The organism is Arachnia sp. (genome assembly GCF_057238465.1).
The window spans coordinates 1-22273 of the sequence record NZ_DBHHFZ010000013.1 but is presented as its reverse complement, the minus strand read 5'-3'; the positions used below and the strand labels follow the sequence as shown (position 1 = coordinate 22273).

Below are 22273 nucleotides of genomic sequence, written 5' to 3'. Positions count from 1 at the left end.
CGGGTCGCTTTGACGCCACCGGAGGTGTTGAACAATGAAACAACGCAGTGGACGAATCGGCATGGTCGCCGCAACCGCAGTTGTGTTCCTGCTGTCATCGTGCGGCGGGGATTCGAGGCCGCTGAGCACGGATTCGTGGGGAGCATCGTATCCGGATTCCACCAAGAGCTGGCCGTCGTTCTCCGCATCCCCGAAGCCCCAACCGTCGGAGACCTTCAGCCCGGAGCAGCTGGAGGCGGCGAACACGCTGATCGAGTACTACCGCATCACGGATGAGATATTCACCAATCCCGATGCCGACACGCAGCCCCTGAAGGACATCGCCATTGGGGAGAGCCAGACCATAGAGATGGGCCATGTCAAAGAGTATCGCGAGAAGGGGCAGGTGCAGACCGGGACCACGGTCGTCCACATCACCGGCGCCTCGGAACCGGAGGAGACGGACGGCGTGCGGAGCATCGATGTCCAGATGTGCACCGACAGCGAAAAGGTGGACATGATCGATTCCGCGACCGGGAAGAGCGTAGTCCCACCGGGGCGGCCTTCGTACCTCCAGTGGAATGTCACCGTGGTAAAGACCAATGACGGCTGGAAATTCGGGGACACCACGAACGAGACGGTGCCCAGATGTCCAGCATGAAACGCCTCGCCGCCGCCACCGTGGCGCTCCTCCTGACGGTGGCCGGTCTGCCCGCGCAACCGGCCCGGGCCGATGCCGATGTCGGATGCGCAAAAAAAGAAAGCAGATTCGGCTCTTGTGACATCACGGTGCGGGTGCCGGGATCCGGCGGCCAACCCGGGAAATCCCCCGCCCAGCCCCGCGGAAACCCCGGTGGCGGGGGCGGAGGCGGCCAGGAAAGGCCGCACTGGCCCGCAGAAGGCTGCCTCCAGTACGACTCCCGCACGGGGGAATGCGTCCTTTTCGCCCCCTCCGGCCCATCACCCGAACCAGCCCCGCGGGAGGCGCCAGAACCCGAAGTCCTGGCCAAGATCGCGATCGGACGCATGGACCTGAAGGCACCCGAGATCGGAATGTGGCCCTCGCCCCTCGAACAGCTACCGGAGGGCCGCAACTACGTGGGCTGGCACAACTGGATGTGGGTCAACAATCCCGGCAGGGACACATGGGGGCCGATCACCAAAACCGTCACCGAATCCGGTTACAGCGTCACCGCAACCGCCATGGTCGCGGGGGTGACGTGGGAAATGGGCAACGGCGACACCAAGGAGTGTGGCAAGGGAACGGAACACCCTGAGCACAGAACCCACGACGAGAAATCACCGGACTGCGGATACGTCTACCACCAACGCGGCGACTTCACGGTAACCGCCACCGCCCACTGGGTCATCAACTGGCGCGGACTCGGCAAGAACGGCACCATCCAGATGGATCTCTCCTCGCAGGTCAACACGAGTGTGGTCGAAGTCGTCGCGGTCAATATCCCGAACGGAAAATACAACCAGTCGTACCCGGCCCCGACGCCATCGCCGAATCCAACCGGCACCCCCACCGCACTCGCCCCCTGCCCCACGAACAACAACAAACACGGCTGCTGAGGACCTTCTCACCTGCCGGTTTCGCCACGGCTCAACCAGCTTCGGCCCCCACTTATCCCCCGAATCCCCTCCCTTCCCCCTGTACACGAAACGCGGAAGAAAAACGTTTCAACGTCGCCACACGACGTTGAACCGTTTTTCTTCCGCGAGTCGTGTACGGGAAAAGCAGGGCGAGGCGCGGGGAGGGCGGTCGGGGACTTGTGGTCGGGTCCGCTGTTCGCCTGCCGGTGGTTTCGACATGGACTGCCCCTTCGTCGCAGCCCGGCTCAACCGGCTTTGTCTTGTCCTGAAGCTGGTTGAGCCGACCTGCGAGCGTCAGCGAGCCGGTCGTGTCGAAACCATCTCGCACATGTCCGGGGAGCCGTGGCCGAGCTCCGGCCACCAAGCGCCATGAATGGTTTCGACTCAGCCATCTACTTCGCTCACACGCTGGCTCAACCAGTTCGTGAAGACCGGTTTCGACACGACTCACGCATTCCTCACGACCCGTTCAGCCGGCCACCCACTCCAGTCGGCCCGCGACCCTTCGCACCGACCCTCCCGGCACTGCGACCGGCCCCTGGCCCCGCCAGGCCAGCACGAGGTCGTCGACGGCGGCGACGTGGACCCGGGTCGCCTCGCTGCCGTGGTTCCGCAGCCAGCCGAGCAGCACCCGGCCCCGGAGGGCGTCCGGCTGCCCGGCGAGGGTGGCGACATCGAGGGCGTCACCCGGACCGGACCTATCGGGCGGCTGTGGAGTGGATGCGGAACGAGGCGAATCGGCTTCACCCCGACGAGCCCGGACGAGGGCGAGTTCCGCCAGCTCGTCGAGGAAGTCGGCGTCGCCGCGGGCCAGGTCGGCGGTGCGGGCAAGGCCGACGGCAACGTCGCGGCCCAGTTCCGAGGCCAGCAGCGCCAGCGCCGACCGGGCGCGCACCCGCGCGAAACGCGGGTCGGTGTTCATCGGGTCGTCCCACCATTCGACCCCCCATTCGCGGCAGGCCGCCTCGGTCTCGGCGCGCCGGATCCCCAGCAGCGGCCGCAGGAAGGGGCCGCGCCGAACCGACATGCCGGCCAGCGACCGGATGCCGGAGCCGCGCAGCAGCCCCAGCAGCACCGTCTCGGCCTGGTCATCGAGGGTGTGGCCCAGCAGCACGGGATGACCATCGCGCGACAGGGCCTCCAGGCGGGCTTGGCGGGCCGCGGCCTCGATCCCGCCGGCGCCTCCCACCTCGACGCGCCGAACCTCGGCGTCGATGCCGCGTACCGCCAGCGCTCCGGCCGCCCGCTCCGCGACCTCGGCGGAACCCGCCTGCAGGCCGTGGTCGACGACGACGCACCCCACCTCGGATCGCGTGCGGGGTGCAGCCCACGTCGCCCCCAGCGCAAGCGCCATGGAGTCGGCGCCACCGGAGACCCCGACGATGACGGGACCGGCGGGCAGCAACTCCGCCACCGCCCTGCCGACCCTCAACGCGGCGGGTCCGAGTTCACGCCTGGCCACGGTGCCCCTCAGCCATGGATCCTCCGCAGCCAGGCGTCGGGGTCGGTGATCTCCGCCACGGTGGGAAGGTTCGCGGGCCCCGCGAAGGCGGCGGTCAACGCCCCCATCCCGGCCCTGAGATCCACGTGCCGGCAGAAGGCCAGGCCGTCGCGGTACTGGAGGCCCTTGTCGAGGCCGGGTATCAGGCGTCGCCAACCGGTGCCGGCGGCCGTCCGGGCAAAAGCCTCACGCAACTGCCGCACCGAGGGCACGTGCACCGCCCCGGCCGTGTCCGCGACCAGGTCGGCGTGGCCCTCCAGGAGGGTCATGGTGGCTGTGAGGGTGTCAAGGTGATGCTTCCCCTCGGCGGTGACCAGCAACGAGGCCACCCCCCGGCCCGCGCGGATCCCCTCCGCCATCTCCGTCGGAGAGGGGTCGTCGACGCTGAGCGCGGCGATCAGCTCCTCGACGTGACCGAGCAGCCAGGGCGCGGAGTTGAACTGCACCGCGTGGGTTTGTTCGTGGAGGCTCACCCACAGCCGCAGGTCGTCGGGGTCGAGGCCGCGTCCGCGCCGCACCTCGACGATGCTCGGAGCCACCAGCATCAGCCGTCCCGCCCAGGGGTCGTACTGGCCCAGCAGACCCCGCCCCATCACCGCGAAGGAGATCCCCGCGACCAGCCCGTAACCGATCCCGGCCAGGGTGCGTCGCGGACCGGCGGGCTGCTCCTTGAGCGGCAACCGGCCCAGCAGGTCGTCGGCCATCACCGCGGCCCGCCTGGACCATCCGGGACGATCAACGACGATGACCTCCGCGGCGGCCGGACCGTCCAGACCCGAGTGCTCGACGGCCAGGTCACCGGCCCTGCGGGCCGCGGCCCTGAGCGCGGCTACCTCACGCACCGCCTCCGGCCGAGAGACACCGGGCCCCGGGTCGGCGAGCAGCCGTTCGACGACCCGGGCCAGCGGCCAGGAGACGTGGGGTCGGCGCTGCATCAGCAACCGCACCCCGTGATCAGGGCCGACCCCCGGTCGCTCCACACCTGAGCGGCCCAGCCGTCGGTGGAGCCGTTGGTGATGAATGCAAAAGCCACCTCGCGACCATCGGCGGTGACGGTGGTCCCGGCGAGGGTGGAAACCAGCGACAGGGTGCCGGTCTTGGCCCGCACGATGCCGCGGCCAGCGGTGGAGATCTCGTCGTCGAAACGGTTGGCCAGCGACCCCGAAACCCCTGCGACGGGGAAACCCTCCTGCACGACGGAGGCCTGGGGGGTGATCATCACGTATCGGACCACCCCGGCCAGCATCGACGCGGTGACTTGGTTCTCGCGGGTCAGGCCGGAGCCGTCGTGCAGCACCGCCCCCTCGTGCCACAACCCCAGGCGGGTGAGTTCCTGCTGCACCGCGGCGGCCGTCCCGGCGAACGTGGTGGGCTGGCCCAGTTTGCGGGCCAGCTGCATGCCGAGCACCTCGGTGTAGGAGTTGTTGGAGTTTTCCATCGCGGCCGCGGCGAGGGCGTGAACCCCGGGCGAGCTGACCTTCGCGATCTCCTCCCCGGAGCCCTTGGTCTCCGCGGGACTGCCCTCCACGGTGATGCCCTGGGCGGCCAGCTGGGTGGCGAAGATGCGGGCGGCATCACCCGCGGGGTCGGTGGAACGCACCTGCTTGGCGTCGCGGCCCTCGTCGGCCCAGAGCGCGGAGATCTGGGTCACCTGGTCGCGGTAACTGGAGGGCCAGGTGGTGGCCCACGACTCCTGGAACAGGGAGGCGTCGTAACCGAGACTCACCTTGCTCAGGCCCTGCGATTTCAGCTTCTCCGCGGTCCTCGCCGCCAGTTCCTCCAGCGAGGCGCGTTTCGGGTTCCCGTCGGAGGCTGCGGAGGCGAGCAGCGGGTCACCACCTCCGACCAGCACCAGCTGCCCGGGGGACGGGGAGACGACGGTGGTGTCGAAGGTTTCGGTGCCGTTGAAAACCGACAGCAAAGCGGTGACGGTCAGCAGTTTCGTGTTCGACGCGGGCACGAGGAGCCGATCGGCGTTCGAGGCGGCGAGCACATCCCCGGTCTCGACGTCGAGGACCTGGTAGGCCAGGCTCAGCGACGACCCCTCCGGCACGCCCTTGGTCAGGGCCGCGACGTCCAGGGACTTGAGGCGCTGTTCCAGCGCGGCACGGTCCGGGAGTTTGCCGGGGGCGGCCTCCGGGGCCGCGGAGACAGGACCGGCCGGTTTCTGCTGCGGGGACGGCGCTGGCGAGGAAACGGCGACGGAGGCCGCGGTTCCGGCGGCGGATGACGCCGCTCCGTGGATGACCGCCATGGTGAAGGCGGCCACCAGCAGTGACCCGACCAACCCCCAGATGATCACGGGTCGCCACGGGATTCTCTGGGGGGACAAATCGACGCTCCTCGTCCGGTAGAGTGCTTGACCACTGGCCGTCAGCAGACGGCGGCGCATCAATCATAGGAGCGACAGTGAGCGACGACGTCATTGAGAGCATTGAGATCTTCAACCCTGAGAGCCGCGTGCTGTTCGATGTCACGGTCGAGATCCCGAAGGGCACCAAGAACAAGTACGAGATGGACCACCTGACGGGTCGCATCCGTTTGGACCGCACCTTGTTCACGTCCACCCAGTACCCCTACGACTACGGCTTCATCGAGGGCACTCTCGGGCTCGACGGCGACCCCCTCGACGCCATGGTGATCGGCGCCGAACCCACCTTCCCCGGCTGCCTGATCCAGTGTTATGCGGTGGCGATGTTCCGCATGACCGACGAAATGGGTGGCGACGACAAGGTGCTGTGCGTGCCGACCGCGGACACCCGCCGCAGGCACCTGAAGGACCTCGACTCGGTGGCCGAGCACATCCTCCTGGAGATCGAGCACTTCTTCAGCGTCTACAAGGACCTGGAGCCGGGCAAGTCCGTCGAGGGAGCCACGTGGACCGGCCGCACGGATGCGGAGGAGGAGATCATCGCCTCCATCGAACGCGCGAAGGGCACCCCCTTCGAGCACCACCATGTCAACCTCGCCTGAGGCCGACGAGACACCGGAACCACCCGGCCCGGAACCGGCACCGCCTGCGCCGGAGCGGCCGCTGCTGACTTTCAAGATCCGCTGCCGCGACGGAATGGGCTGCCAGAACCTGCTGTTCTCCCTGATCTACATCATCTCGGTGGCGTTCGTCTTCTTCGCCGCGTCCACCATTTTCTCCCCCAGCCCCTATGGGGCGGGGGTTCGGCCCTCCCCGACCGGGAAACACAGCACCTTCAGGTTGCCGTCCATACCCACGGACACTCGCATCACCTTTTCCCTTCCCAGCCTCCGGGTCCCCTCCCTCCCACCGCTGGTGACGGAAAGCGGCGAAATCCCGTCGCAGAAAACCAGCAGCAGCCCGCTGCCCTCCCCGACCCAAGAACCCAGCGAACCCCCGACCCAAGAACCCAGCGAACCCCCGACCCAAGAACCCAGCGAACCCCCGACCCAGGAGCCCAGCGAACCCCCGTCGCAGGAGGCCAGCACCTCGGGGGTGGCGACACCGACGGGCTCCCCCTCCGCCACACCACCGAACGTCACGGGTTCCTCGGGTGGGCGCGGCTGGCCCACATGGAGTTGGCTCGGTCCCATCCTCAACATGCTCGCCCTGATGGCGTTGCCCCTGCTGCTGGTTCTGCGCAAACCCGTTCGCTGGCTGGAAATCGACAGGGAGGAGATGATGCTCTCCTGGAAGGGCGAGGTGGAAGGACAGGTGGCGCTCCGGGACATCGCGCACATGAGGCTCTGGAAAAACAAGTACGACCTGGAGATCTACGACCGCACCGCCACCCTGCGCATCCGGATGAGACCGTGGCTGATGTCCAACCGGTTCATGAAGGCCAAGGTGGATCGCATGGCCGATCAGATCCGCGACCTCCTCCACGGCACCGAGGTCCGGCTCGACAAGCGAAGTCGGCACACCGAACGCTTCATCGACTTCCTACCGGAATGAGAGACCATCCGGTGGGCTCCGTGCACCGAGGGTTTCCCCGGTTGCGCAGCGCTCAACCGGAAAAATAGGCCATTTCGGCCCGGAATCCGGGTTGAGTGCTGCATGGCCGCGCAATCCCCGAATCACACGACCAGCACCCCGGCCGCGCCGAGGGAAACCACGCGTGCCGAACGCTTCCCCGACCCCCGCAGATGTGATCCCGCGGAGTTGGCGCTACGCTACGGCCGTCCCGGGACCCGTGCAGCGCCCGAGACGGAAGGAGCCCCGGTGAAAACCGTCAAGTTTCGCGTCCGCAACCCGATCAAATGGTTGTCTCCCCTGATCGCGACGGTTTATCTGATCGGTGTGGTCCTCCTCGTCATCCAGAACCACAACGACCTCTACTTCCTGACCAGCGGTTCCGGGGCCCTTCTCATACTGCTGCTGTCCCCCGTGCTCGCACCGTTGCTCCTGCTCCTGTGGCTGCTCGACCCGGCCCGCCAAGTCCACATGGGTGAGGGTCGGTTCGTCCTCGCCCAGGGCAACGACGTGCTGGGCCAGATCACCTACCCGGAGATCGCGCACATGCGGATCACCGGCCGGAATCGCTGCCTTGACGTGTTCGACCATGCAGGCGTCAACAGGATTCACATCGAACCCGCGGTGTTCTGGCGCGACGACAGGAACAAGACCATCGCGATCGCCATCGTCGATTTCATGCGGACCCAGCTTCCCCACGTGGAGAAGTACGTCGAACAGGGGAAGGGCCAGAAAGCCTACGTGGAGCGCTACATCGACTGCTTCCCGCCCATATCCCAAGGAGCGCAGCAGCCCACGGGGCAGCAGTCCCCAACCCAGCCCACCTACCAGCAGCCCACGGGGCAGCAGTCCCCAACCCAACCCACCTACCAGCAGCCCACGGGGCAGCAGTCCCCAACCCAACCCACCTACCAGCAACCCACTTACCAGCAACCCCAGGGGCAGTCCGGCTGGCGGTGATGCCAGCCGGGAATGGATTCATCGGGCCGTGGGCGTAGGGTTTTGCCCCGTGAGTGATCCGGTGATCCTGGCCCAGGAGCTACGCAAATCCTACGGCGCTTTCGAGGCGGTGCGCGGCATCGACTTCGAGGTCGAGCCCGGGACGTCCTTCGGGTTGCTCGGCCCCAACGGGGCGGGCAAATCCACCACCATGCGCATGATCGCCGGGGTCTCGCACCGCTCCGGCGGTCGGCTGCGCATCCTAGGAATGGATCCCGACGAGCAGGGGCCGCGGATCCGCGCCCACCTCGGGGTCGTGCCGCAGAACGACAACCTCGACGCCCAGCTCACGGTCCGCGAGAACCTCATCTTCTACGGCCGCTATTTCGGGTTGCCGAAGCGCTGGCTGGCCGCGAAGGCGGAGGAGCTGATCGAGTTCGCGCAGCTCACCGACAAACGCAACTCCCGGGTCGACGACCTCTCGGGCGGCATGAAACGCCGCCTCACGATCTCCCGGGCACTGGTCTCCGATCCGCGCATCATGCTGCTCGACGAACCCACCACGGGCCTGGACCCGCAGGCCCGCAACGTGCTGTGGGACCGGCTGTTCCAGCTGAAGGAGAAGGGCACCACGCTGGTGCTGACCACCCACCACATGGACGAGGCCGAGCAGCTCTGCGACCGGCTGATCGTCATCGACCACGGCGTGATCGTCGCCGAGGGCAGCCCACCGGAGCTGGTGCGGGAACACGCCGGCCGCGAGGTGGTGGAGCTGCGTTTCGGTTCCACCCGCAACGCCGGGGCCGCCGAGCGCATCGCAGGTATCGGGAATCGCATGGAAACCCTCCCCGACCGGATCCTGGTCTACTCCGACGACGGCGAGGCCGCGCTGCGCGCCATCATGGAACGCGGCCTGGAGCCGAACTCGTCGCTGGTGCGGCGATGTTCGCTGGAGGACGTGTTCTTGAGGTTGACGGGGAGGTCTTTGATTGACTGAGACCCTCACCCCCGTCGATCACGACGCCCGGGCCGCGCAGGTCGCGCGCTGGGGCGCCTTCCATCACGCCCGCAACGTCGTCATGCAGCTGCGTTCCTGGTGGGTGAGCCTGTTCGCCATCGGCGCCCTGGAACCGCTGCTGACGGTGCTGGCGCTGGGGGTGGGTCTGGGCGTGGTGGTGGATGCCGCCAGCCCGGGGGCGCTCGGGGTGCCTTTCCTGCAGTTCGTGGCGCCCGCGATGCTGCTCTCAACCGCCGTGCACGCCGCCCAGGCCGAGAACACCCTCGAGGTGTTCTCCAGTTTCAAATGGCACGAGCTGTACCAGGCTGCCGCCTCCACCCCCACCACCCCGTCGCAGCTGGCGGAGGGACACTGGCTGGGCTCGACGGTGCGCTACCTGATCAACTGCACCACCGTCATCGTGGTGCTGCTGGTCTTCGGGGCCATCACCCCCGTGAGTGTGCTGATCCTGTTCCCGGTGGCGGTGTTGACGGCGTGGGCGTTCGGCAACCCGGTGATGGCCTGGACGGCCCTCCAACACGACGAGAAGGGCCAGTTCTCCATCTTCTCGCGGCTGGTGGTGCTGCCGTTGACGCTGTTCTCCGGCACCTATTTTCCCCTCGACGTGCTGCCCGGCTGGCTGCACCCGATCGGCTGGGTCTCGCCGCTGTGGCACGGGGTGAATCTGGCCCGCATCCTGACCCTCGGGCAGGCCGCGCCGGCGTGGCTGCCGTTCGTGCACGTCGCCTACCTGACCGTGTTGAGCGTCGCCGGGCTGTTGCTCGCCCGGCGGATCTTCCACCTGCGACTGACCGGGGTCCTGCCCCGTCCCCGCCAGAAACAGGTCAGGCAACGGGTCGCCTCGGAACCGGTGGCTGCGGTGCCGGACGGGCTGCCGGACGGCCAGTCGCTGCTTCCCGGGACGAACCACTCGGCCTCGTTCAGCGGCAGATTCCCCATCGTCGCGGCCCGGGGTCTGAAGGCGAACTGGGGTGCCAGCGGCCTGCTCATGGCAACGGGGGCGGTCGAACCGGTGCTGTACCTGCTGGCGATGGGGATCGGCCTGGGCACCTTCATCGGTCAGGTACAGGCGGGGACCAGTTACTCCGCCTGGATCGCGCCCGCGCTGCTGGCCACCTCCGCATTGAACGGGGCGGTCATGGACGCCACCTGGAACGTGTTCATGAAACTGAAGTTCAACAAGCTCTACGAGACGATGCTCAGCACCTCGCTGGGGCCGCTGGACGTGGCGCTGGGCGAGATCGCCGTCGCCCTGGTGCGCGGCGGCATCTACGCCACCAGCTTCGTCGCGGTCATGGCGCTGCTGGGTCTCGTCGGGTCGTGGTGGGTGCTGCTGACCATCCCGACATGCCTGCTGATCGCCTTCGGGATCGCGGCCCTGGGGATGGCGGCCACGTCGTTCTGCCGCACCTTCCAGCAGATGGACTGGATCATGCTGGTGCTGATGCCGATGTTCATGTTCTCCGGCACCTTCTACCCCGTCGAGGTCTACCCGGCCCCGATCGCGGCGGCGGTGAAGTGCCTGCCGCTGTGGCACGGCATCGAGATGCTCCGCGACCTCAACGCCGGCGCGGTCAGCTGGCTGACCGCGGGGCATGCCCTCTACTTCGTCGTCCTGGCCATGCTCGGGGTGTGGGTGGCATCGCTGCGCCTCAAGGCCCTGTTCCTGCGGTGAACCCATCCCAGAATTTTCGTCATACAATATTTTATGGTGACCGAAGAACAGATCCAACGTTGGGCCGACGAAGCCGAGGCCGGATACGACGTCGAGGAACTCACACGACGCGGGCGCGGACGTCCCGGGCGCGGGGCCGAACCGATGCAGGTGGTCGCGGTCCGGCTGACAACCGACGAAATCAATGCGCTCGACGCAATCGCTTCCCGAGAAAACTCTCCAGGTCAGAGACTATCCGGCGTGCGCTGGCCCAGTTCGCCGCATGAGAGTTCATCCAACCGCATTGAAACACGGCGTCTCCGAAACGGACGCATCCCTTGTCGCAGCGTGGCCTCACTGGATCCCGGGTCCTGTTGCGGAAGTCATGCCCGGCTGCGGCGCACTGGATCGGGCGATCCGACGCCCCACCATCGTGACCGGTACGTCCAGTACAGGAACACGATGGTGCGTCACCGCCTCATCCCGCCCAGCACGTCCTCGCCCGGACAGCACTCCCACAACAGGACCTCACATCTTGAAGACGATGACTGGCCGCACCGGGAACTGCGCTTGGGGTTTGATTCCGCAGGTCGTCTTCTCGAAGTGGTTGTCCTGATTTTCAAGAACGATGACGAACTGGTCATCCATGCGATGCCCGCACGCAAACAGTACCGGCGCCTTCTTCCTTGGCAGTGAGCCCCTGCGGCGTCGCGACGTGAAAGACTTGCCCCCATGTCGTCGTACCTGTTGTTGCGCAACCCGTCCGCGAATCGCGTGTACGCGGGCGAGGCGGCCGCGCTGACCGCCGCCGAACTGGAGATCACCGCCCCCTTCGTCTCGGGAATCGCGCAGGCTGAAGTGGCGGGCGTCGACTACCTGGCCTTCGACGCCGAGCGCATGGGTCGCGACGAGCTGGCGGGCATCGCGCGGCAGTCGTCGGCGTTCGCGTTGTTCCAGCGCGACGGCGACCTGCTGCGGCCCGTCGCGCTGCCGCACACCGATGTCCTCGACGACGACCTCGTGACCATCCCCAAGTACCAGGGAAAGACCAACGAACAGTTCACCCGGCTGCTGCTGAACGTCACCATCGCGGCGGCCAGGCGCAACGCCCCCCACCGGGTGCTGGACCCGATGGCGGGGCGCGGCACCACCATCTCGACGGCGCTGATCGCGGGCTGCGACGCCTTCGGCGTGGAGGCCGACGACAAGGCCTTCGACGCGATGGCGGCGTTCTACAAGACCTGGCTGCGCCGCAAACGCATCAAACACACGGCCGCCGTCACCCCGGTGCGCCGCAACGGGGCGCGCATCGGTCGTCGCTTCGACGCACGCATCACCGTCGACAGGCGGGAACTGGTGGCGACGGTGTTCACCGGGGACGCCCGCTCGTCGGGGTCGCTGTACGGGAAGAAACGTTTCGACGCCATCGTCACCGACGCCCCCTACGGTGTGGTGCACGGATCAACGTCGGGCGGGCGCAGGTCGCGCACCCCGGCGCAGCTGCTGGCGGAGACGATCCCGGTGTGGGCGGGGCAGCTGCACCCGGGAGGGTCGCTGGGAATCAGCTGGAACACCCTCGGCATGCCCCGCGAGGACCTGGCGGCGCTGCTGGCCGACGCCGGCCTGGAGGTCCTCACCGGCGGGGCGTGGGACCGGTTCGCGCACCGCGTCGACTCCTCCATCCGCCGCGACCTCATGGTCGCCGTCAAACCGGTCGCCACCGACTGAGAGATCACATCGCCCGAGGAGCCCATCAGGGGCCCGCTCCCCCACCCCACCCCGCCCCGCCCGTCGGTTTGCTGGCCTTACCACCGATTTGCTGGCCTTACCCCCAGTTTGCTGGGCTTGTTCACGTTTGCCTGCGCTGTGAGGCCAGCAAACATCAACAAGCCCAGCAAACAGGGATTAGGGCCAGCAAAACGGATCAGGGACGACGGGCCGGCTCCGGCGGAGCTCGTAGACTCGCCCCATGCGACGACTCGTGCTGATGCGCCACGCGAAAACCCGGGCCAGCCATCCCCGCGGCGACCACTCGCGGGAGCTGCTGCCCGCCGGCATCCAGGACGCACAGGAGGCGGGCCTGCAGCTGCGTCCCCTCGGCCTGGAACACGCCCTGGTCTCCACCGCAACCCGCGCCCGGCAGACCTTCGCGGCACTCGGCCTCGACATCCCCGTCGAATACCTGGACGACCTCTACTACGAGGGCGCCGACGCCCTCCTTCGGCACATCGGCGAGACCGACCCCGCCGTGAACGGCCTGCTGGTGGTGGGGCACGCCCCCACCATTCCGGCGCTCGCCGCCCAACTCGGCAACGCCTCCGACAGCCGGGAGGCCGACCGTCTCCAGTGCTGGTACCCGACGTCCACCTTCACGGAGTTCACCTTCGACGACGACTGGTCCAGCCTGGCCCCCTTCGAGCTGGGTCACGTGAGGATGGAACGCACCATCCGCCGCTGAACCTCCGCGTCGGGATGGTTTCGACACGACCCACTCGATGACGCTCGTGAGGATCGGCTCAACCAACTTCCCTCTCTCCAATCCGGTTGAGCAGGACCGACGGGCAGCAGCATCGCGCCCCCTCCCGTTCACGAATCGCGGAGGCTCGACGGTTCAACGTCGTCATACGACGTTGAACCGTTCTTCTTCCGCGAGTCGTGCACGGGTCCCGGGGCGGCGAACCCCAGACCCCTCGACGGGCCCCGCTGAACCGTTCTTCTTCCGCGAGTCGTGCACGGGTCCCGGGGCGGCGAACCCCAGACCCCTCGACGGGCCCCGCTGAACCGTTCTTCTTCCGCGAGTCGTGCACGGGGAGAGGTTGTGACACAGGGGGCGGGCCCCGAGTTCACTCCGTGAGGAACGGCCAGGCCTGGAAGGCCTTCTCGAATCCCGACTCCGCCCGGGACGACAGGTCCTCGAAACGGGTCAGTTCCAAGCGACGTCTGCCGGGGGGTCCGGCCCGTTTCCACGACCCCACCACGCGACCTCCCAGCACGGCGCCGCGTTTGAACATCCCGTTGTTGCCGGGGACGAGTTTCGGGTGGTCGCGTTCGGTGAGGGCGAACAGGCGGTCCTGGTAGCCGAGGATGAACTCGTCGAAGCCCGGCAGCAGGAGTGGTCGCGACGCCGACCGCCCGGCCGCGGCGACCTCGTCGACCAGCCCGGCCCGCTGGTAGCGGGGTTCGTCGCCGGGCAGTTCCTCGAAGCGTTCCCGGATCAGCGCGAACGCCCGCCGGGCGGCACCAAGGGGCAGTTTGCTCCACCAGGAGAAGTCGCGCAGCGTCGCGGGGCCGCGGCTGGTCAGGTAGCGGTCGAGCAGTTCGGCGCAGGCGGCGTCGCGGTCGCCGTTGAAACGCTCCTCCAGCCCGGTTCCGGCGGGCAGCCACGTCCTCGTGAGGGCGACGTGCTGGTCGCCGTCGACGACCGGTCCGTAGCAAAGCATTCCGGTGGCGATGTGCTGGAAGGTCATGTGGTAGTTCGCGCCCTGCGCCTCCGACAGCCCGGCCTCGGTCCAGCGCGCGTGCAGCTCCGCGCGGGACCTCGGCCCGTCGACCAGCAGTTCGGCGGCGATCTCGGCGGCGCGTTCGAGATGCCCCTCCCCCATCCCGCGGCTCTTGAGGATGCGCTCCGACTCCCGCAGCGACTTGTCCACGCACAGCTGCGTGATCCACCGGGCATCGGTGGCGGCCATCAGGAAAACGGTGCCGCGCATCGGATAGCCGCGCACGATCTCACCCCGGGCGCAAGCCTCCACGACGGCCTCGATGCCGCCGTCGCTGCGCAACGCGATCGAGGCCAGCACCCCGGGCAGGTCCTGGCCCTGGTGCGCGCCGAACGCGGCCGCGACCTCGGCGGGACGCTCCCAGCGGCGGACAACGAGCCCCTGGGAGACGAGCCGGGCGCGTGCGAGTGCCGCGTCAACCATCGTTCACTCCGTCCGGAACCTGCCGTGGACGCTGACCGCACGGCAGATCTCGTCTGGTTCCACGACCCCTCCCCCGCCCTCGGGCGCCGCGGCGGCCACCGCCAACACCTCACCGTGGGCGAGCTGCGGCTCCGGCCGGTGGTCGGAGAGTTCGACGCAGACGCTCACCTCCGCGCCCGCGGCCCGGGCCATGATGTCGGCGCGGCGACGGGCCGCCTGCACGGCCTCGGTCAGCAGCTCGTCCTCCACCCTCTGCTCCGTCTCCGGGGTCAGTTTCCAGGACGTGTGACGCACCTCCACCCCGGGGGCCGCTCCCCACCCCACCGCGAAGTCCGCGAGCGCCTGGAAGTCTCGGAAGACCACCGTCGCCTCGGCAGAGGCCCGGTACCGCAGGGCACCCCTGCGCTGCGACCGCCACGTGCACACCCGCACCGGTTCCAACCCCCACGAGACGACGGCCTGCGGGTGCAGCGGCGCGACGGCCTCGGAGAAACGCCTTGCCAGGTCGGAGGTGAGGTCCACGACGAATTCCCGGTTGTCGCCTTCGTGTTCCAGCCCCAGCCGGAGCTCCCCCCGCTCAGGCCGCACCCGCCGTTCCGCACACCCCTCGACCAGAATCTCCATGCGCGAATCCTACGGGCTTGCACCGTCCCGGATATCCCGTGAAGGCGGGGCGCGGTGCGAGGCGGGTTTGTTCCCTGTTCAGTAGCGCAGCGCCTCGACGGGTTCGAGGCGGGAGGCCCGCAGGGAGGGGTAGATGCCCGCCAGCGTGCCCGCCACCAGACCGACGAGGGGCCCGGCCGCGACCAGCAGCGGCGGCACGACCGCCGTCCAGGTCAGGGCGGCGCAGATAGCGACCACCGCCACCACCCCGAGGCTGGTTCCGACGAGCCCGCCCAGCCCACCCAGGACGGCCGCCTCGAGGAGGAACTGGGCCGCGATGTGGCGTGGCTGCGCACCCATCGCCCGTCGCAGGCCGATCTCCCCGGTGCGTTCGATGACGGCGACGATGGTGGTATTGGCGATACCGATCATGCCGACGATCAGGCACACCACCCCGAGCCCCAGGAACAGGCCGCTCAGCTGGGAGTTGACGGCTGCGCGGAGCCCCTCCGGGCTCGGGGGCAGTGACACGGAGAACAGTTCCGGCTGGGTGGCCGACATGGCGGTGGGCAGCTGCGGACCGACCACCTGGGCCGCACCCGGGGCGACGTCGACGACGAGGTTCACCTTCGCCTCCGGCGGCGGGTCGTGCCACAGGGCCTGCGCGGTCCGGGTGGGGATGACGACGCCCGCCAGCAGTTCGGGCAGCCGTTTGGTGTCGTCGATGATGCCGATCACCGTGAACGGCACCCCGTCGATGGCAACGGCCGGGCCGCGCGACAGGTCGTCGATGCGCAGGTCTCGGGCGGCGCCACTGCCGATGACCGCGACACGCGCTCCCCGCTGCTCGTGCCCGGCGTCGAAGCCGCGCCCCTGTGAGAAGGTCGCCCCCGCGACCTCGAAGGTCCCCGCCGAGGCCGCGATCACGCGGGCATCGTGTGTCTCCGGGGGTTTGGTTGCGCGCTGTTTCAGCTCCCAGTGGAGCCCGGCGCTCCTGACACCGTTGATTTGCTCGGCCCGTTCCGCAGCATCGATCGGGAAGTCCAGCGACGCCACCCTGGGGCGTGGTCGTTCGGCGCGCGTCACCCGCACCTCCGTCGCCTCGACGAGACTGAACTGCGCGGTCACCTGCACCGAGACGGATGTGGTCAGCCCGAGCACCACCACCAGCACCGCCACCCCGATGACCGTGCCCAGGGCGGTCAGGACGGACCGGCCGGGACGCTGGACGAGACCTGCTATCGCTTCCTGGAACAACACCGCCAACCGGACCCGGTCACGTTCACGCGGCATCGCGGGTCACCACCCCGTCGTGCAGCCGCAGCCGCAGATTCCCGATGCCCGCGATCTCGGGGTTGTGGGTGATGATCACCACCGTGGTTCCGGCCCCGTTGAGGGTGGTCAGCAGGTCGATTATCGCCTCGGAATTGATGCTGTCGAGGTTTCCCGTGGGTTCGTCGCAGAGCAGGATGGCGGGGTTGACGGCCATCGCCCGGGCGATGGCGACGCGCTGTCTCTCGCCGCCGGAGAGCAACCCGGCGGGCGAGTCGCTGCGGTGGCCGAGACCCACCAGGTCGATGGCCCGGCGGGACGCCTCTTTTCGTTCCTCGGCCGGAACGCCCTGGTAGAGCCCGGCCAGCGCGACATTGTCGGTGACGCTGCGGTGGGGCATGAGGTGGAAGGCCTGGAACACGAAACCGATGCTGCTTCCCCGCAGGGCGGTGCGGTCGGATTCGCTCAGTTTCGTGGTGTCGAGGTCGTTGACCAGGACCGTTCCGCTGCTGGGGCGATCCAGCAGCCCGGCCAGGTTCAGCAGCGTCGACTTGCCGGAACCGGAATGACCGACGATGGTCACCATGTCCCCCTCGTTGACGGTGAAACTGCACGTCTTCAACGCCTCGACGGGAACCGGTCCGGGGAATGTCCGGGTCACGTCACGGAATTCGAGGACCTTCACCGGAGGATCCCCACCACGACCGATTCGCCCTCCGCGAGCTGCCCGTCCACGGCGGTCACCCCAACCATGCCGTCACCGGACTCACCGACGGTGACCTCGACATCGCGGTAGGAACCGGAGGTTTCCTTGACCCGCACCCGGCTCTTGGAGTCGGCGCCGGTGGTTACCGCCGCCTCCGGTACCTTCAGCGTCTCCTGTTCCGAGGTGGATGTGGCGATGTTGACCCTGATGGTCGTGCCGCGCAGGCCGGCGTCGAGAGGGGCTTCGGGTGTGACGGTCACCTGCACCGCTCCCTCGACCTGGCCCTCCTCGGGTCTGAGCGCCGTCACGTCGGTGACGCTTCCCTGGATGCGGGTGCCGTCGGGGGTGATGAGGGTGGCGGCGTCGCCGACCTCCAGTTGCGTGGTCTGCGCCTTGGCCAGCTTGGCGACGGCGGCGACATCACCGGAGGCGAGCGTGATGGTGCCGGTTCCGACCTCGGTTCCGACGCTGACTCCGATGGTGTCCACCACCGCCGGCAGATGGCGCAGGAAGGCGACCTCGCCCAGGGGGACCTGCGGTCCTGCGGCGTCACGGGCCTTGACCAGCGCCTCCTGCGCCGCCTTGAGGTCCTCCTGTGCCTGGGCCAGGGAGGTTTTGGCATCCTCGATGGTGTCCTTGGATGGCGACTCCCCCGATCCTCCTTTGGATTTTCCATCCCCGGTACCGGTTTCCCCCTGGTCGTCGCCGGAACCCTTCTTGGCCGCCGCGTAGTCGCGTTCGGCGCGGCTCAGCACCACCTTTGCCTGCTGGACCGCGCGGCTGGCGGCCGTCTCGGCCTTGGCCGCGGCGTCGGCCTCCTCGTCACCGACCCGCGTCGCCTTGTAGCCGCGGTCGGCGTAGAGGGCGTTCACGGCCTCCTTGGTGGCGGCGCCGAAGGTTTTCTCGTCTTCGGGGATCTTGTATCCGAGGGTGCGCAGCGCCGCCTGGAGCTGGGTGACGTCGGGGCCGGTCATCGCGGGCCCCAGCGTGCGGTAGGCGGCCAGGTTGCCGGGCAGCACGAAGGTGGGGCGTCCCGCCACGTCAACGAGGGAGGTGCCCGCCTCGGCCTTCCCACCGACGCTGACGTGAACGGCCGACACCACCGCCTTTTCGGCTCCCCCTCCCGGGGGTGCGGGGGTGACCACCTCGGGCGCCGTGGGTTTGACCTGCGCGTCGGCGGATTCGGTTCGCTGCACTCTGCCCTTCTCCACGGGAGCGGTGAGGGTGGTCTGCTCAGGTGGCGCGGCGTCGGCCGCCACCTGGGCGGGGGATTTCACGAATTGGCCGGCCACCAACCCGACGAGCAGCATCACCAGCGCCGGAATGATCAGCGCAGCGAGCGGATGACGGCGTACCCAGGCTTTCATGGTCGCAGTCAGACGGCGGGGATCGCGGATCGGGAAAACGTCACCTCAAAGCCTCCTTTGCCCGTTCGAGGACCTTTTTCTGAACGTCGAGCTCGGCACGCAGACTGGCCTCGTTCTCGCTGATGAGTTTCTTCTGGATCGCCACGTCCACGGCCATCGCCCGGCCGACGTAATTGGTCTCCTCCGCGCATCCCAAATCCTTCAGGGCCATCTCACGCTGCCTACCGGCATCAGCCTCCCCAACGGAATTACCGGCCTCCCAGCGATGCTGGAAGTCGTAGCCGGCCTTCTTCATGCAGGCCGCCCAGTCCTTCTCCACGCCCTTGAAGGTCTCGTTCTCAAGCAGAGCACTCCAAGCATCCCCGAGCAGCTTCTGCGCCAGTTCCGTTCCGTCCCCGCTCGGTTCGCGCATCTCATTCCAGGCGAGCTGGGCGCACCCTCCCTCGGGCAGCGGATTGCCCTCGGAATCCTTCAGCGAACTGGGGCCTCCCCCCTCGGCCTGCCCCGTCAGCACCTCGTCCCGTTTCGTGTGACCGGCGGAGGGGTCACGTTCAAGCTCCTTCTCCCCCGAGGGAGGAATCCTATAACCGTACTGCTCAACCTCCGAACGATTGACCAACCCATAACGCCGCGACACGTCGAGCTCGGATTTCAGGGCTGCACGATCCACCTCCTCCGGGGTGATCGTCACCCCGTAGCGCGCGGCGCACGCCACCTGCTGCTGGTACACCCCGCGCTGGATCACCTCCAGGTTGTCGATGGTGAGCCGGTAGGCCATGAGCGGCAGATCGATTTCCGACGAGCTGCGAATGGTGGGGGCCGGGCCAGGCGTCACGGCGACGGGGGCAGGGGCTCCGCATCCCGCCAGCAGCGCGACGAGGCCGCAGCGCGCCAGAATCACACGAAACCGATGAGCTGGGGAAAAGATTGCGGTCATCAGATCTTTTCCGGTGAACCGACGCGAGATCATCTTGGTTTTCTTTCTACTGTGCGCCACACCATTGCGGCAGGAAAACTGTAAGTGGCACCGTCGCGGGAGGTCAAGCAGAAAATTCAGGGCCACCCAGCAGATTCCGCGGAAAAAGAAAGCGGCCGTCTCCGGGCTTGTCAACAATCCTGTGCGCACGCCCTTCCCTCCTCTGCCCTTCCCGTGCACGACTCGCGGGTGAAGAACGGTTCAACGTCGTGTGGCGACGTTGAAACGTCGAACCTCCGCGATTCATGCACGAAAATAGAAGCGGGTGTTCTTCACGTCGTGGGTGGTGGGGCGGTGCTGTCCCGCAGGATGAGTTCGGTGGGGATGATGATGCTCCGGCTGCCGTCGCGCACCCCGGAGGCCACCTGCTCCAGCACGAGACCCACCATTTCGCGACCGTGGCGTCTGAAATCCTGGCGCACGGTGGTCAGCGGCGGGAAGCTGTACTCACCGACGTCGAAGCCGTCGAAACCGACGACGGAGACGTCGCCGGGCACCCGCCTGCCATGTTCGTGCATGGCCCGGATCAGGCCGAGGGCCAGTTCGTCGTTGGCGCAGAACACGGCAGTCACCTCCGGGTCGGCGGCCAGCAGCCGGCCTGCCGCGTAGCCCGCCGCGGCGCTCCAGTCGCCGGGAATCGGTTCGGGAACCGGCAGCCCCGCCTCCCGCAGACACCTGGCCCAGGTGGCCCTGCGGATCAGGCTCGACTGGGAATCCCCCGGCCCGCACACGTGCTGGATGTTGCGGTGCCCGAGCCCCAGGAGATGTTCGACGGCCTCACGCACCCCGCCGACCTGGTCGGCGCTGGCGGAGGGGTAGTGGTCCACGAGCGTGGAATCCGAGACCGCCACCGGCATCGACGGCGGCAGGACGAGGTGTTCGCGACCCGCCCGTCCGGCCTGCACCACGACGAGACCGTCGATGGCCTGGTGGGAGAGCCGGTAGACGGCCTGGCGCAGGTCGTCGGAGACGGGACGTTCCACCTGGATGAGATTGACGGCGTAGTCGGCGGCGGTGGCGGCCTCCAGCACACCCGCGGTGGTGAGGGCCTCGCCGGTGCGCTGGATCTGCTGGGTCAGCACGCCGATCGTCTTGAAGGAGCCGCGGCGCAGGGCCTGGGCAGCGCGATTGGGGGAATAACCCAGCTTGTTCATGGCCCGCAGCACCTTCTCGCGGGTTTCCGGGCGCACCTGTTCGGAACCCGTCGCCACGCGCGAGACCGTCTGCACGGACACCCCGGCCAGACGAGCCACGTCACCCATCGATGGCGCTTCCTCCGCGCTCCGGCGCTGCCTCGGCATGACGGGAGGCTATCAGGAGTGCTGCAGAGACCCCAGCCCTGGTTTTTGGTGACGTTACCATTACAAACCACCTCACGGCGCCAATTTCTTGAGATTTTCCCTGCAAAACAGTGCTATAACGAGGATCTACAAGTAGCATGAGAACGTCACCATGAGGACGTGCACGGCTGTGCGTCCCCTGTGCCCGTCGACCTTCAGGGAGCCTGAACGATGATCGTTCCCGGATACTTCGAGGACCTCGGTGTCCTCCACGAACACACCCTGCCGCCCCGCGCCTATTACGTGCCGGCATCCGCCCCCGCCGCCTCGAGTCCTTGGGAACGGGAGAAATCCGACCGTTTCCACCTGCTCAGCGGTCGGTGGGCCTTCCGGTACCTGCCCAGCATCCACGACCTCACCGAAGCTTTCTGGGAGATCCCGGCAGCCGCAACGGCAGATGAAACAAATGCCGACGCGCCGGTCCCGGCCGGGAAGAACGCGGGCGGGACACCTCCGGGTCCGGAACCGGTCCCGGAGGGATTCACCATGATCCAGGTGCCCAGCACCTGGCAGCACCTCGGATACGACCACCACCAGTACACCAACATTCGCTACCCCATTGCCTTCGATCCGCCCCACGTGCCCCAGGACAACCCCTGTGGCGCCTACATCCGCGATTTCGACCACACCCCGGATCCCGCCGCACCCACCACCCAGCTGGTCTTCGAGGGCGTCGACTCCTGCTTCTACGTGTGGCTGAACGGCGCCTACGTCGGCTACAGCCAGGTCTCCCACGCCACTGCGGAGTTCGACGTCACCGAACACATCCGTCCCGGCGCCAACCGCCTGGCCGTGCTGGTGCTCAAGTGGTGCGACGGCACCTACCTGGAGGACCAGGACAAGTTCCGCACCTCCGGCATCTTCCGCGACGTCTACCTCCTGAACCGCCCGGAGGCGGTGCTGTTCGACTACACCGTCACGACCTCGCTGGGTCCGGTGATCGGCGCGGCCCCGGAAACCGCCGTCGTCGAGATCCGCGGCTCCTACCGCGGCGGGGCCGTCCCCACCACCGCCGAGCTGACCGACCACGAAGGACGGGTGCTGGCCGCCGGTGTCCTGGAACCCTTCTCCGGCTACCCCGACCACACCCACCGCGCCCAGCTCGCCGTCGCGGCACCCCACCTGTGGAGCGCGGAGGACCCCTACCTCCACACCCTGGTCCTCACCACCCCCGGCGAGGTCATCACCGACCGGGTCGGGGTGCGGGAGATCGAGGCCAGGGACGCGGTCGTGCGTCTCAACGGCAGCCCCATCACCCTGCGGGGCGTCAACCGGCACGACTCCGACCCGGTCACCGGCCCCGTCGTCGACCTCGACCACATGAAACGGGACCTGCAGCTGATGAAGGAACACAACATCAACGCGGTGCGCAGCTCCCACTACCCCAACGATCCGCGTTTCTACCAGCTGTGCGACGAGTACGGCTTCTACGTCATGTCCGAGGCCGACAACG

General features: G+C 67.9%; 21 protein-coding genes. 11 read left to right on the top strand and 10 right to left on the bottom strand.

Annotated features, from left to right (window positions below):
• The first annotated feature begins 34 nt into the window (after positions 1–34).
• On the top strand, positions 35–640 hold the full coding sequence (locus ACO6D6_RS12890) for a hypothetical protein (RefSeq protein WP_484785648.1): 606 nt from the start codon (positions 35–37) through the stop codon (positions 638–640).
• Entirely contained in the window at positions 637–1557 is a 921-nt protein-coding gene (locus ACO6D6_RS12885; RefSeq protein ID WP_484785647.1) for a hypothetical protein, read from the top strand. The genes ACO6D6_RS12890 and ACO6D6_RS12885 overlap by 4 nt, the downstream gene beginning before the upstream one ends.
• A 490-nt stretch (positions 1558–2047) precedes the next feature.
• Here the strand turns inward: ACO6D6_RS12885 and tilS are convergent, their stop codons facing one another.
• Genes tilS through dacB form a run of 3 tightly spaced genes read right to left on the bottom strand, consistent with a single transcriptional unit; the run spans position 2048 to position 5411 of the window.
• Complete coding sequence (tilS, locus tag ACO6D6_RS12880; RefSeq protein WP_484785646.1) at positions 2048–3040, bottom strand: tRNA lysidine(34) synthetase TilS; 993 nt, start codon at positions 3038–3040, stop codon at positions 2048–2050.
• Between the two features lie 8 nt (positions 3041–3048).
• Positions 3049–4014: a zinc-dependent metalloprotease gene (locus tag ACO6D6_RS12875; RefSeq protein WP_484785645.1), complete on the bottom strand. Its 966-nt coding sequence runs from the start codon at positions 4012–4014 to the stop codon at positions 3049–3051.
• A complete protein-coding gene (gene dacB, locus ACO6D6_RS12870; RefSeq protein ID WP_484785644.1) occupies positions 4014–5411 on the bottom strand; it encodes a D-alanyl-D-alanine carboxypeptidase/D-alanyl-D-alanine endopeptidase in 1398 nt (465 codons plus the stop codon). Before dacB ends, ACO6D6_RS12875 begins: the two co-directional genes overlap by 1 nt.
• A 77-nt stretch (positions 5412–5488) precedes the next feature.
• Between dacB and ACO6D6_RS12865 the strand changes: the two genes are divergently transcribed.
• The 8 genes from ACO6D6_RS12865 to ACO6D6_RS12830 all read left to right on the top strand — a co-directional run bounded on the left by ACO6D6_RS12865 (position 5489) and on the right by ACO6D6_RS12830 (position 13091).
• Entirely contained in the window at positions 5489–6052 is a 564-nt protein-coding gene (locus ACO6D6_RS12865; protein ID WP_484785643.1) for an inorganic diphosphatase, read from the top strand.
• Positions 6036–7004, top strand: coding sequence for a hypothetical protein (locus ACO6D6_RS12860; RefSeq protein ID WP_484785642.1), 969 nt, complete (start codon positions 6036–6038; stop codon positions 7002–7004). The genes ACO6D6_RS12865 and ACO6D6_RS12860 overlap by 17 nt, the downstream gene beginning before the upstream one ends.
• 267 nt (positions 7005–7271) lie before the next feature.
• On the top strand, positions 7272–7982 hold the full coding sequence (locus ACO6D6_RS12855; protein ID WP_484785641.1) for a hypothetical protein: 711 nt from the start codon (positions 7272–7274) through the stop codon (positions 7980–7982).
• 49 nt (positions 7983–8031) lie between these two features.
• Complete coding sequence (locus ACO6D6_RS12850; RefSeq protein WP_484785640.1) at positions 8032–8958, top strand: ABC transporter ATP-binding protein; 927 nt, start codon at positions 8032–8034, stop codon at positions 8956–8958.
• The gene (locus ACO6D6_RS12845) at positions 8951–10654 is read left to right on the top strand and encodes an ABC transporter permease (RefSeq protein WP_484785639.1); all 1704 of its coding nucleotides are present in this window, start codon (positions 8951–8953) and stop codon (positions 10652–10654) included. The genes ACO6D6_RS12850 and ACO6D6_RS12845 overlap by 8 nt, the downstream gene beginning before the upstream one ends.
• Before the next feature lie 36 nt (positions 10655–10690).
• Positions 10691–11329: a hypothetical protein gene (locus ACO6D6_RS12840; protein WP_484785638.1), complete on the top strand. Its 639-nt coding sequence runs from the start codon at positions 10691–10693 to the stop codon at positions 11327–11329.
• 36 nt (positions 11330–11365) lie between these two features.
• The gene (locus ACO6D6_RS12835; RefSeq protein WP_484785637.1) at positions 11366–12361 is read left to right on the top strand and encodes a TRM11 family SAM-dependent methyltransferase; all 996 of its coding nucleotides are present in this window, start codon (positions 11366–11368) and stop codon (positions 12359–12361) included.
• Positions 12362–12602: 241 nt separating this feature from the next.
• The gene (locus ACO6D6_RS12830) at positions 12603–13091 is read left to right on the top strand and encodes a SixA phosphatase family protein (RefSeq protein WP_484785636.1); all 489 of its coding nucleotides are present in this window, start codon (positions 12603–12605) and stop codon (positions 13089–13091) included.
• A gap of 385 nt (positions 13092–13476) precedes the next feature.
• On the opposite strand, the gene ACO6D6_RS12825 is transcribed toward ACO6D6_RS12830, so the two are convergent.
• The 7 genes from ACO6D6_RS12825 to ACO6D6_RS12795 all read right to left on the bottom strand — a co-directional run bounded on the left by ACO6D6_RS12825 (position 13477) and on the right by ACO6D6_RS12795 (position 20781).
• On the bottom strand, positions 13477–14556 hold the full coding sequence (locus tag ACO6D6_RS12825) for a winged helix DNA-binding domain-containing protein (RefSeq protein WP_484785635.1): 1080 nt from the start codon (positions 14554–14556) through the stop codon (positions 13477–13479).
• Between the two features lie 3 nt (positions 14557–14559).
• A complete protein-coding gene (locus tag ACO6D6_RS12820) occupies positions 14560–15180 on the bottom strand; it encodes an SIMPL domain-containing protein (protein WP_484785634.1) in 621 nt (206 codons plus the stop codon).
• A gap of 78 nt (positions 15181–15258) precedes the next feature.
• Positions 15259–16452: an ABC transporter permease gene (locus tag ACO6D6_RS12815; RefSeq protein WP_484785633.1), complete on the bottom strand. Its 1194-nt coding sequence runs from the start codon at positions 16450–16452 to the stop codon at positions 15259–15261.
• Entirely contained in the window at positions 16442–17116 is a 675-nt protein-coding gene (locus tag ACO6D6_RS12810) for an ABC transporter ATP-binding protein (protein ID WP_484785632.1), read from the bottom strand. The genes ACO6D6_RS12815 and ACO6D6_RS12810 overlap by 11 nt, the downstream gene beginning before the upstream one ends.
• Positions 17113–18504: a peptidoglycan-binding protein gene (locus ACO6D6_RS12805; protein WP_484785631.1), complete on the bottom strand. Its 1392-nt coding sequence runs from the start codon at positions 18502–18504 to the stop codon at positions 17113–17115. Before ACO6D6_RS12805 ends, ACO6D6_RS12810 begins: the two co-directional genes overlap by 4 nt.
• Positions 18505–18544: 40 nt before the next feature.
• Entirely contained in the window at positions 18545–19441 is an 897-nt protein-coding gene (locus ACO6D6_RS12800) for a hypothetical protein (protein ID WP_484785630.1), read from the bottom strand.
• A gap of 311 nt (positions 19442–19752) precedes the next feature.
• A complete protein-coding gene (locus ACO6D6_RS12795) occupies positions 19753–20781 on the bottom strand; it encodes a LacI family DNA-binding transcriptional regulator (RefSeq protein WP_484785629.1) in 1029 nt (342 codons plus the stop codon).
• 210 nt (positions 20782–20991) lie between these two features.
• Between ACO6D6_RS12795 and ACO6D6_RS12790 the strand changes: the two genes are divergently transcribed.
• Positions 20992–22273 (top strand): sugar-binding domain-containing protein (locus ACO6D6_RS12790; RefSeq protein ID WP_484785628.1); only part of this gene is annotated, 1282 nt, incomplete at its 3' end.

Bases quoted from the DNA above. Each gene is read 5' to 3' on its own strand.
- ACO6D6_RS12890 (WP_484785648.1), top strand. From the start codon at position 35: ATGAAACAACGCAGTGGACGAATCGGCATGGTCGCCGCAACCGCAGTT.
- ACO6D6_RS12885 (WP_484785647.1), top strand. From the start codon at position 637: ATGAAACGCCTCGCCGCCGCCACCGTGGCGCTCCTCCTGACGGTGGCC.
- ACO6D6_RS12875 (WP_484785645.1), bottom strand. From the start codon at position 4,014: ATGCAGCGCCGACCCCACGTCTCCTGGCCGCTGGCCCGGGTCGTCGAA.
- ACO6D6_RS12860 (WP_484785642.1), top strand. From the start codon at position 6,036: ATGTCAACCTCGCCTGAGGCCGACGAGACACCGGAACCACCCGGCCCG.
- ACO6D6_RS12835 (WP_484785637.1), top strand. From the start codon at position 11,366: ATGTCGTCGTACCTGTTGTTGCGCAACCCGTCCGCGAATCGCGTGTAC.
- ACO6D6_RS12830 (WP_484785636.1), top strand. From the start codon at position 12,603: ATGCGACGACTCGTGCTGATGCGCCACGCGAAAACCCGGGCCAGCCAT.
- ACO6D6_RS12825 (WP_484785635.1), bottom strand. From the start codon at position 14,556: ATGGTTGACGCGGCACTCGCACGCGCCCGGCTCGTCTCCCAGGGGCTC.
- ACO6D6_RS12820 (WP_484785634.1), bottom strand. From the start codon at position 15,180: ATGGAGATTCTGGTCGAGGGGTGTGCGGAACGGCGGGTGCGGCCTGAG.
- ACO6D6_RS12815 (WP_484785633.1), bottom strand. From the start codon at position 16,452: ATGCCGCGTGAACGTGACCGGGTCCGGTTGGCGGTGTTGTTCCAGGAA.
- ACO6D6_RS12805 (WP_484785631.1), bottom strand. From the start codon at position 18,504: ATGAAAGCCTGGGTACGCCGTCATCCGCTCGCTGCGCTGATCATTCCG.
- ACO6D6_RS12800 (WP_484785630.1), bottom strand. From the start codon at position 19,441: ATGACCGCAATCTTTTCCCCAGCTCATCGGTTTCGTGTGATTCTGGCG.
- ACO6D6_RS12795 (WP_484785629.1), bottom strand. From the start codon at position 20,781: ATGCCGAGGCAGCGCCGGAGCGCGGAGGAAGCGCCATCGATGGGTGAC.